The 10,827-nt window shown below is 65.7% G+C and carries 8 protein-coding genes; 4 read left to right on the forward strand and 4 right to left on the reverse strand.

Translation table 11 applies throughout. The features are described from left to right. Positions 1–1,988, forward strand: a 1,988-nt coding sequence (locus I5M_RS22740) for a sulfatase-like hydrolase/transferase (RefSeq protein ID WP_022723507.1), incomplete at its 5' end; no start/stop codon positions are given. Positions 1,989–2,274: 286 nt separating this feature from the next. On the opposite strand, the gene I5M_RS22745 is transcribed toward I5M_RS22740, so the two are convergent. The 3 genes from I5M_RS22745 to I5M_RS22755 form a co-directional block, all read right to left on the reverse strand. After that, positions 2,275–2,934 carry a 2-hydroxychromene-2-carboxylate isomerase gene (locus I5M_RS22745; RefSeq protein ID WP_022723508.1) on the reverse strand — a complete coding sequence of 220 codons (660 nt, stop codon included), beginning with the start codon at positions 2,932–2,934 and terminating at the stop codon, positions 2,275–2,277. Between the two features lie 258 nt (positions 2,935–3,192). Further along, entirely contained in the window at positions 3,193–4,179 is a 987-nt protein-coding gene (locus tag I5M_RS22750; RefSeq protein WP_159104026.1) for a tripartite tricarboxylate transporter substrate binding protein, read from the reverse strand. A 55-nt stretch (positions 4,180–4,234) separates the two neighbouring features. Further along, on the reverse strand, positions 4,235–5,059 hold the full coding sequence (locus I5M_RS22755) for an IclR family transcriptional regulator (RefSeq protein WP_022723510.1): 825 nt from the start codon (positions 5,057–5,059) through the stop codon (positions 4,235–4,237). A 103-nt stretch (positions 5,060–5,162) separates the two neighbouring features. On the opposite strand from I5M_RS22755, the gene I5M_RS22760 reads away from it, so the two are divergent. Both I5M_RS22760 and I5M_RS22765 read left to right on the forward strand, forming a co-directional pair. Beyond that, positions 5,163–6,407 (forward strand): acyl-CoA dehydrogenase family protein, encoded by a 1,245-nt coding sequence (locus I5M_RS22760; RefSeq protein ID WP_022723511.1) that lies wholly within the window; start codon positions 5,163–5,165, stop codon positions 6,405–6,407. A 26-nt stretch (positions 6,408–6,433) separates the two neighbouring features. Beyond that, complete coding sequence (locus tag I5M_RS22765; RefSeq protein ID WP_022723512.1) at positions 6,434–8,374, forward strand: alkyl/aryl-sulfatase; 1,941 nt, start codon at positions 6,434–6,436, stop codon at positions 8,372–8,374. A gap of 71 nt (positions 8,375–8,445) precedes the next feature. Here I5M_RS22765 and I5M_RS22770 read toward each other — a convergent pair whose 3' ends face one another. Next, positions 8,446–9,627: a cytochrome P450 gene (locus I5M_RS22770; RefSeq protein WP_022723513.1), complete on the reverse strand. Its 1,182-nt coding sequence runs from the start codon at positions 9,625–9,627 to the stop codon at positions 8,446–8,448. 151 nt (positions 9,628–9,778) lie between these two features. On the opposite strand from I5M_RS22770, the gene I5M_RS22775 reads away from it, so the two are divergent. Next, entirely contained in the window at positions 9,779–10,672 is an 894-nt protein-coding gene (locus I5M_RS22775; protein WP_022723514.1) for a helix-turn-helix domain-containing protein, read from the forward strand. Positions 10,673–10,827: the final 155 nt, after the last annotated feature.

The following is a 10,827-nucleotide window of genomic DNA, read 5'->3' on the forward strand; positions in this document are numbered from 1 at the left end:
GCTGCCTGGCCAATTTCGACTCAGGCTATCCGGGCTATCGCGGCAAGATCGCCAAGGAGGCCGGCACGCTGGCCGAAATGCTGCGGGCCCACGCCTATCGCAACTACATGATCGGCAAATGGCACGTCACGCCGCTGACCGAGACCGGCGCCACCGGCCCGTTCGACGGCTGGCCGCTCGGTCGCGGCTTCGATCGTTTCTATGGATTTCTCGATGCCGAGACCGATCAGTTCGCGCCCGAACTCGTCTCCGACAACACCCCGATCGATCCGCCGGGGACTTACGAGACCGGCTATCACCTCACCGAGGACCTGATCGACCAGGCAATCCGCTTCATTGCCGATCACACCGCCGACCGGCCCGAACTGCCGTGGATGACCTTCGTGGCGCTCGGCGCCTGCCATGCGCCGCATCAGGCGCCGATGGACATCATCAGGAGCTACGATCCGGCGTTCGCGCACGGCTGGGATGTCGAGCGCGAGCAGCGCATGGCCAAGCAGAAGACGATGGGCATCGTGCCGGCCGACACCGACATGCCGCCGCGCAACGACGGCGTCAAAGCATGGAGCGAGCACAGCGCCGACGAGCAGCGCGTGTTCACCCGGCTGCAGGCGGCGTTCGCCGGCATGCTTGATCATGCCGACCGGCATCTCAAGCGCTTGATCGACTTCCTCGAGGTGTCGGGCCAGCGCGACGACACGCTGGTGCTGGTGCTGTCCGACAACGGCGCCAGCCAGGAAGGCGGCCCGCTCGGCTTCGTCAACGCGATGGGTCCGTACAATTTTCGGCTCGAGCCGATGCCCGACAAGCTGGCGCGCATCGACGATATCGGCGGGCCGAACTCGCATTCCAACTTTCCGCACGGCTGGGCGATGGCTTCGAACACGCCGCTGCGCCGCTACAAACAGAACACGCACGGCGGAGGCATCCGCGATCCGTTCGTCGTGAGCTGGCCTAAGCGGCTGAAGGCGCGCGGCGAACTGCGCCATCAGTTCGTGCACGTGTCCGACCTCGTGCCGACGTTGCTCGAACTGATCGGCGTCGAGGCGCCGACGGAGATCGGTGGGCTGGCGCAGATGCCGCTCGAAGGCACCAGCTTCGCGCGCTCGCTGACCGAGCCGGACGTGCCGTCGAAGGACAAGGCGCAATACTTCGAGATGTTCGGTCACCGTGGGCTGTGGCACCAGGGCTGGAAGGCTGTCGCCTATCATCCGCCCGGCAAGCCGTTCGACGACGACAAATGGGAGCTGTTTCATCTCGACCGCGATTTCTCCGAGACGCACGATCTGGCGCAGGCCGAGCCGGAGCGGCTGGCGAAGATGATCGCGCGGTGGTGGGAGGTGGCCGAGACCCACAAGGTGCTGCCGCTCGACGATCGCTTCGGCCCGCGTTTTGCCGAGAACGCCGCGCGCTTCCATGGCGCCCGCAAGAAGTTCGTATTCCATGCCGGCATGGGCCACGTGCCGACCGACGTCGCGCCCGACGTGCGCAGCCGCAGCTACACGATCGAGGCGCATGTCGAACTCGGCGAAACCAGCGAAGGCGTGCTGATCGCCCATGGCGATATGACGTCTGGCTACAGCCTCTATGTCAAAGACGGCCGGCTGGTGCACGACCTCAACATCGGCAGTCATCACCACATCGTCACGTCGGATCGCGCGCTGACGCCCGGCCCGCACCGCCTCGGCGTCAAGGTCGAGCGCCTGCGCCGGACCGAGCCGCCTGCCAAGGGCGCCCGCACCGGCGTCAGCCGCTACACGCTGACGATCGACGACGAGCCGGCCGGTTCACTCGAAACCGGCCTCGCCTTCCACACCCTGATCGCCTGGTCCGGCCTCGACATCGGCCGCGACCGTGGCAGCCCGGTGTCGCACTACACCGCGCCGTTCGAGTTCACCGGCAAACTGCTGCGCGTCGAAGTGTCGATGTTCACCGATCAGGAGCTGGACGCGGAGGCCGTGGGTGAGGCAGAGATGGCGAGGCAGTAAAGGGCCTCTCTTTTGTCATTCCGGGGCGCGCCGAAGGCGCGAGCCCGGAATCCATAACCCCTGCGGCCATCGTGAGGCACTGCGTCCGTGCAGCAATAATTAGCACAGGGGTCATGGATTCCGGGCCTGCGCTGCTACGCAGCGCATCCCGGAATGACGAACATTCAGGCTTCCGTCATTCCGGGGCGCGAGCGAAGCTCGCGAACCCGGAATCTCGGCCTCGGCGGCACGGCAGAGATTCCGGGTTCGCGCTGCGCGCGCCCCGGAATGACGAACGATAGGCCTATTACTTCGCCCCCCGCTCCTGGAGCCCGTGCTGCTGCAGCCGCCACAGCAGCAGGTCCAGCCTATCCTGCCCGAAGAACGGTTCGCCCTTGAACACGAAGGTCGGCACGCCCCAGTGGCCCGAAGCGGTGTGGTCGCGTTCGTTGCAACGGATGGTTTCGTCGTATTTGTCCGGATCGGCTGCTATTTCAGACTCGAGTTGCGCGAGATCGAGGCCGGCGCGGGATGCAGCCTGCGCCAGATGCTCGCCCTCGTGCCAATTATCGACCTGGCCGCCATACAGCACGGCGCTGACTTCGCGGATGAACGCCAGGCCGCGGCCGGCGAGTTGCGCCGCGGCGCCGAGCCGCGTCAGGCGCCGGATGTAGGGCTGGTCGGCGGCGACCTCGAGCGTCTGCATGTTCTGCACGATCGGATCGGGCCGTGGAAAGCGAAACGGGATGCCCTCCTTCTGCGCGACGCGGATGCTGTCGCGCACCACGTACATAGCGAAGCGCGGATCGGTGCGCTTGAAGAACGTCGGATCGCGCACCGCCAGCGGATACACCGGCCGGGCGTTGATGACGAAATCGTAACGCTCCACCAACGCCACCGCCTTCGGCAGCGACAGATAGCTGTAGGGGCTGCGGAACGACCAGAACAGGTCGACTTCGAGGGTCATGTGAGAACTACCATCTTTCATCTGATACAAGCACTGCCATAACCTCTCCCCGCGCGCGGGGAGAGGTCGATCCGGCGAAGCCGGGTCGGGTGAGGGGGCGCCTCCGCGAGTCCGAGCCTACGAGGTAATTCACAGCGCCGACACGATCACGACGATGAGCTCGGCCGCGCGGAGACGCCCCCTCATCCCACCCTTCTCCCCGCTCGCGGGGAGAAGGAGCAGGTCGTGCTCGCGGCGAGGTCGCTGCTTCCACTCCCCTCAATTTGCCCCCAGCTTCATATCGGCGCTCTGGATCACCTTGATGAGCCGATCGTGGTCGGCCTTCATCAAGCTGGCGAGGTCGGGCAGCAACATCGGCTTGCCGGGGATGTCGGAGATCGACAGACGCTTTTGCACCTCGGGATTTTCCAGCGCCTTGTTGATCGCGGCATGGATCTTATCGATCACCGGCTCCGGCGTCGCGGCCGGGACGTAGATGCCGTACCACGGCACGTAAGCGGCTTCCGGATAGCCGGCTTCGACGATTGTCGGCACGTTCGGCAGTTGCGGGATGCGTTCGCTGGTGAAGGTCACCAGCGGCCGCACCGTGCCTTCCTTGATGTGCGGCAGCGCCAGCGTCAGCGACACGATCTCGAAATGCATCAGATTGGTGATCAGATCGATCAGCGCCTGCGGCTGGCCCTTGTAGCCGACGTCGGTGATCTTGATGTTGGCGGCCTGGAACAGCTTCTTGGCCGACAGGTCGATCGACGAGCCGGTGCCGGGATTGCCGAAATTGTAGTAGTCGGGTTTGGCGCGGGCCATGTCAACGAACTCGCCGAGCGTCTTGGCCGGAAAGTCCTTCGAGACCAATCCGACGCTTTGATTCCACACCGCGAGCCCGACGCAGCGGAAGCTCTTCAGCGGCTCCCAGCCGGCGTCCTTGTACAGCGTGGGATTGACCAGCATGGCCGGCCCGGTGACCAGCCAGGTGTAGCCATCGGGCTCGGCGCGGGCCGCCGCGGCGGTGCCGATGTTGCTGTTGGCGCCCGGCCGCGCTTCGACCACGATGGTGGCATTGAGATCGCGGCCGACCTGATCGGTGACGGCGCGTGCCGCCATGTCGACGATGCCGCCGGCCGGATAAGGCACTACGATGTGGATCGGCCTGCTCGGCCAATTGTCGTCGGCGGCGCGGGCCGGATTCGCCGACAGCAAGGTGATGGCGACAGACGCGGCGATGCCGAGAGTCCTCGAGCTCCTCATGCCATTCCCTCCCATGTGACGGCGCCGCTTGATGCGACGTCCGCAAATCACAGAACTACCCGTCCGCCACCAAAGCGCGGATACTTCGCGCTAGCCCAAGAATCCGTGGGCCGCATTCGCGCTCGATCTGCTCGGCACTGAAGCGGAATGAGGGAACGCCGCAATTCACCGACAGGCATTCGCCGGTCGGCGTGCGATACAGCGGCGCGGCAACGCCGAAGATTTCGCGCCGCCATTCGCCCAGCGAAACCGCGAAGCCGCGCTCCTTGCACAGTTCGACATCCGGCAAGGTTCGCTTACGGACATAGTCCGTTTCGTCTGGCCGCTCCGCCTTCACGGCGGCGACGTAGTCATGTAATTCTTCCGACGTGTAAAGCGACAGCAGGGCGCGGCCGACCGCAGTCGGCGCCAGCGAACTGACGAAGCCCACGTCGGGCACGTGCGGCACCGCATCGGTCGTGCGCAGCGTTTCGACATAGATAAAGTCGAGGCCGAACGGCATCGCGATCGACACCGTACCGCCCGCATAGGCGGCGAACTCCCGCATCAGCGGCCGCGCCAACTGCCTCACCTTCAGCGCCGACAACACCGGATAGGCGGCGGCCAGCACCGCGAGCCCGAGGATGAAACGCCCCTTGGCGTCGCGTCGCAGATAGCCGAGTTCGGCAAGCGTCGATGTCAGCCGCGACACGGTCGGGCGCGAAAGCCCGGTCTGCAGCGCGAGATCGGCGTTGGACAGCGAGCCCTGCGTGTTGCGGAAGCAGGCGAGCAGATCGAGCCCGTGCGCCAGCGTGGTGGCGAAGGAGGGATCGTTGGCCTCGCCGCGACGAGGGCGAGGCGGCGGCAGCGGGCGATCCTTGCGAGGCGCGGCGGTGGCCATGCCGGATAATGTCTCGATATTGCCAATGTCGTCAAGATATCGAAACGGATTTGCATTTCATTTCGATATCCATTTCAATGCCGCCGCTTCGCAGGGAGGCAATATGGATTTCGAGCTGTCCGAGCACGCCGAACAATGGCGGCGGCGGTTGCAGGTGTTCTTCGATCAGGAGGTGCTGCCGCGGCACCGCGCCTGGCTCGATCACGTCGTTCAGCGCCGCGAGCCGGCGCCGTTCATGGCCGAGTTGCAAAGCAAGGCGCGCGCTCAAGGCTTGTGGAATCTCGGCCTGCCCGAACTCGCCGACGACGAGCCCGGCACGCGGCTGAGCAATCTCGATTACGCGCCCCTCGCCGAGATCATGGGGCGGCTGTTCTGGGCTTCGGAAGTGTTCAACTGCCAGGCGCCCGACGTGCCCAACATGATCGCGCTGCAGAACTGCGCGACGCCGGCGCAGAAACGCCAGTGGCTGCGGCCGCTACTCGAAGCGCAGACTCGCTCGGCGTTCGGCATGACCGAGCCGGACGTCGCCTCGTCGGACGCTACCAACATCGCCACCACGATCGTGCGTGATGGCGACGACTACCTGATCAACGGCCGCAAATGGTTCATCACCGGCGCGGCGCATCCACGCTGCAGCTTCCTGATCGTGATGGGCGTGTCCAATCCGGACGCCGATCGCACCCGCCGGCACTCCTGCATCATCGTCCCGATGAATGCGCCGGGCGTGCGGCTGGTGCGGCCGATCCGCTGGATGGGCTGCGAGGATCATGTCGCGCCGATCGGCGAACTGAAGTTCGAAAACGTCCGCGTGCCCGCCGAAAACCTGCTCGGCCAGGAAGGCGACGGCTTCAAGGTCGCGCAGATCAGGCTCGGGCCGGCGCGCATCCATCACTGCATGCGCTCGATCGGACTGTGCGAGCTGTTGATCGAGTTGATGATGGCGCGCGCCACCGAGCGCCGCGCCTTCGGTCGCAGCGTGATCGAATACGACACGGTGCAGCGATGGATCGCCGAGTCACGCGTCGAACTCGAGCAGGCCCGACTGCTGTGTTATCGCTGCGCCTGGCTGCTCGACCGCGCCGGTCATCACGGCGCGTGGCGCGAGGTGTCGCTGATCAAGGTCGCGGTGCCGGCGATGCTGCAGCGGATCGCCGACCGCGCCATGCAGGTGTTCGGCGCGATGGGCGGCTCGGATGATACGCCGATCCACCAGGCGCTTGCCTGGGGCCGGCTGCTGCGCATCGGCGACGGCCCGGATGAAGTGCATCTGCGCCAGATCTTCCGCATGGAAGCAGCGCCGCCCTGGACGATCGCCGACTCGCCCTATCTGGCGCCGCATCCGGTCTAACGACAAGAACGCCCAAGGAGACTCTCATGACCGACTCAGCAACGAACGCCGATCCGGCGCGCGCGCAAAAGGACGCTTCCGCGCCGGTGATCGCGCGGCATCAGGCGGTGCTCGACGAACTGCCATTCTCCGACACGCGCGACTTCGATGAGGCCGCACGCGGCTTTCTCGGCACGATCGAAGACGCAGCAATCACAGCGGCCCAGGGCCGCACGGTGTGGAGTCTGAAGCCGTATCGCTTCCTCAGCTACGAGACTGCTCCGGCCACAGTCGACCCTAGCCTGTGGCGGCAATCGCGGCTCAACATGCATCACGGCCTGTTCGAGGTGGTGCCGGGCGTCTATCAGGTACGCGGGCTGGACATCGCCAACATGACGCTGATTGAAGGCGACCGCGGCGTCATTGTGGTCGACACGCTGACCTCGATCGAAGGCGCCCGCGCGGCGCTGCAGCTGTACTACCAACATCGCGGCGAGAAGCCGGTCACCGCGGTGATCTTCACGCATACCCACACCGACCATTGGGGCGGCGCCCGCGGCGTTCTCGACGACGAGGCGCTGGCGCGGAGTGTGCCGCTCGTCGCGCCCGATTTGTTCATGGAACACGCCGTTTCGGAGAACATCATCGCCGGGCCGGCGATGCTGCGCCGGGCGATGTATCAGTTCGGCCCGCTGCTCGCCAAAGGCCCGCGGGGCCAGATCGATTGCGGTCTCGGCAAGTCGATGGCGGCCGGCTCGGTCGCGCTGTTGCGCCCGACCGACCTGATCAAAGCGACGGGCGACAAGCGCACCATCGACGGCGTCGAGTTCGAATTCCAGATGGCGCCGAATTCTGAAGCGCCCGCGGAGATGCACTTCTACATTCCGCGCTACAAGCTTTTGAACCTCGCTGAGAACTGCACCCACAACTTCCATAATCTCTTGCCGTTCCGCGGCGCCGACGTGCGCGACGCGCTGGCGTGGTCGAAGTATCTGGGTGAAGCGCTGCAGCTGTGGGGCGGCAAGGCCGAGGCGATGTGCGGCCAGCATCACTGGCCGGTGTGGGGCACCGAGCGCATCGACACCATGATCCGCCAGCAGCGCGACCTCTACAAATTCGCCCACGACCAGACGCTGCGGCTGATGAACCACGGCCTCACCGCCACCGAGATCGCCGAGACCATCCAGCTGCCGAAGAGCCTCGACGGCGCCTGGCATGCCCGCGGCTATTACGGCCACATTCGCCACAACGTGAAGGCGATCTACCAGAAGTATCTCGGCTGGTACGACGCTAACCCGGCGAATCTCGATCCGCTGCCGCCGGTCGACGCCGGCAAGAAGTACGTCGAATACATGGGCGGCGCCGCGGCGCTGCTGACCAAAGCGCGGGCCGATTTCGACCGCGGCGAATTTCGCTTTATCGCCCAGGCGCTCAGCCATCTGGTGTTCGCCGAGCCGGACAACCAGGACGCAAGGCATCTGCTCGCCGACACGTTCGAACAGCTCGGCTATCAGTCCGAAAGCGCGACCTGGCGAAATGCCTATCTGTTCGGCACCCAGGAGCTGCGCCACGGCATGCCGCAGGTGCCCGCGCGCAGCCCGATGGCCAAGGACACGCTCGCGGCGCTCGCGACCTCACAGATCTGGGACGTGCTCGGCGTTCGCCTCAACGGTCCCAAAGCCGAGGGCAAGCGCATCGTGCTGAACTGGAGCTTCACCGACACTGCGGAAGACTTTACGCTCAACCTCGAAAATAGCGCACTGACCTATGTGAGCGGCCTGTCGGGCAGCGCCGACGCCGCGTTCACCTTGCCGCGCACGGTGCTCGATGAAGTGATCGCGAAGCTGACGTCGTTTCCTGAAGCCGTGATGGCCGGCCGGATCAAGGTCTCTGGTAACGCGATGAAGCTGGCCGAGCTGATGGCGCTGATGGACGAGTTTCCGCGGATGTTCGAGATCGTCGAGCCGAAGCGCACCAAAGTGAGCTGATCGCGGCGGCACGGCCACCCCCGCCGGGGATCGCCGCCCGGTTCGGCGGCGATCCAAAGGAGCGCGAGCAATCAGGCCGCGGCTGCGGCGCGTTCGACGCCGAAGGCCAGCCGCAGCGGGCTGCGGAAGGTCGATGACGGCATCCAGTCGAGCTTCGCCTGCGTCCGCGTGTAGTCCGGCACGACTTTGTGGAATTCGTCGAAGGCGATCTTGATTGCCATGCGGGCGATGGCCGAGCCGAGGCAGGCGTGCACGCCGCCGCCGAAGCCGAGATGGCCCTTGGGCTTGCGCCCGACGTTGTACACGTCGGGGTCCGGAAACTGCCGCTCGTCGCGATTGGCCGAACCGTAAGCCAGGCACACGAAATCGCCTGCCTTCATGGTGACGCCGTGCAGCGTCAGGTCGCTCTGCAGGCAGCGCTTGAAGCGTTGCGCCGACGTGTTGTAGCGCAGCGACTCCTCGACCGCGTCCGCCAGCAGCGCCGGATCGGCCACCACCGTGCGTCGGGCGTCGGCGAAGTCGGCGAGATTCAGCGCCAGCATCGACATGAAGCCGCCGAGCGACTCTATGCCGGCCATGATCAGCGTCGTGGTGGTGAGCAGCACCTCGCGCTCGTCAAGCTTGTCGCCGTCGATCTCGGCCATCGAGAAGTGCGAGATCAGGTCGTTCTGCGGCTCGGCGCGGCGCTGCGCGATCACGCTCGCCGCGTAGTCCTGCATCCAGTTGTAGGCGGCCAGATGCTCCGGACCCTTGGCTCGGGTGACCGGATCGCTCTGCACCATCAGCACCGCCTTGTCGCGCACCGTCTGTTCGTCGCCGATCGGCAAGCCGAGCGCAGCGAACAGTACGCGCACGGTGAATTTGGAGGAGAAGTCGGTGATGAAATCGAACTCGTCACGACCGCGCAGCTCCTCGGCGGCCGCGCGCGCGATGTCGCGCATCGGCTCGGCCAGCGCTTCGAGATTGCGCTTCATGAAGGCATGCTGCACCAGACCACGCAAACGATCGTGGCGCGGTGGATCGGTGGTGCCGAGCGTGGCGCCGGCGCGATTGGGCAACTCGGTCATCAGGTTGCCTTTGGCGGAGGAGAACACCTGCCAATTGCTGCCGGCCTGGGCGACGTCGAGATAGCGCGACAGAATCCACATCTGCGCCGGCTCGCTCCAGTACACCGGATGCTCGTCGCGCAGTGTCTTATAGAGCGGAAACGGGTCGGCATCGACCACGGGCGAGTAAGGATCGAAACTGAACATGGGCTGGATTTCCTCTGGTTGAACGCCGCCCCGGTTCGTTGTTGCTGTTAGTTGCGGCCTTATCAGCAGTGTAGTTGCGGGCCCTTCCTGCCGTGAGGCGCTTGGGCGACAAAAACTTGCACTTTTCCGACGTTCGGGGTTTGGTGGCGCCATGGCCAAAACCCGCCGCAAAGCAGCAATTCCCAGCTTCGCGCTGTACGGCGAAACGCCTGCAGCGCCGGTCGATCTGTTGCACGTCGAGGCGATCCAGTCGCGCAGCCGGCTGTATCAGTGGGAGATCGACGTCCACACCCATCGCAGCCTGCATCAGATCCTTTGGGTCGACTCCGGTCCGGCGAATATTGCGCTCGATGAAGAGCGCGTGCGCTGCGAGGGCCCCGTCGCGGTGATCGTGCCTCCCGGCGTGGTGCACGGCTTCAGCTTCTCGCGCGACACCGACGGCCAGGTCTTCACCTTCGCGCCGCACGCGATGATCGAGGGCGACGTGCCAGCGACCGGACAGGCGCTGCACGATCTGTTCGGCCGCGCGCGCGTGCTGCGGTTCGAGCCGGGCAGCGCCGCGATGCGGCGGATCGCCGGGTTGTTCGCCGATCTGGCCGATGAGTTTGCATCGCCTGACGCCGGCGGCTCACCCGTGCCGCTGTGGCTCGGCCGCGCGATCATCTGGCGGCTGGCGCAACAGAGCGACCGCCAGAGCCGCAACGCCGCGCGCGGCGGCCGCGATCAGTTCACGCGCTTCCTGCTGCTGGTCGAAAATCATCACCGCGAGCACTGGCCGATCGCCCGCTACGCCGATCGGCTCGGCCTGTCGCCGGAGCGGCTCAACCGCCTCGCCAAGGCCGAAACCGGCCAGAGCGCCCTCGAAATCGTCCACGCCCGCCTGACCCGCGAAGCCTGCCGCCGCCTGACTTACATCGCCGCGCCGATCTCGAACCTGGCCTTCGAGCTCGGCTTCGACGACCCGGCGTATTTCTGCCGCTTCTTCAAACGGCGGACAGGGCACAATCCGCGGGACTATCGGCGGATGGTGAGTGAGGGGGCTTGAGTGACGAGGCGTACGCTGGAAGCGTGAGTAGCGATCGTCCGACGCCCCCTCCCACACTCCGTCATGGCCGGGCTTGACCCGGCCATCCACGGCCACAACCACCGCCTCGCCGGGCAGAAGGCGTTCACCGACCGCTATCTCGCCGAGGTCCGGTG

Source organism: Rhodopseudomonas sp. B29, from assembly GCF_000333455.1.
In the GTDB taxonomy this organism is placed as follows: domain Bacteria; phylum Pseudomonadota; class Alphaproteobacteria; order Rhizobiales; family Xanthobacteraceae; genus Rhodopseudomonas.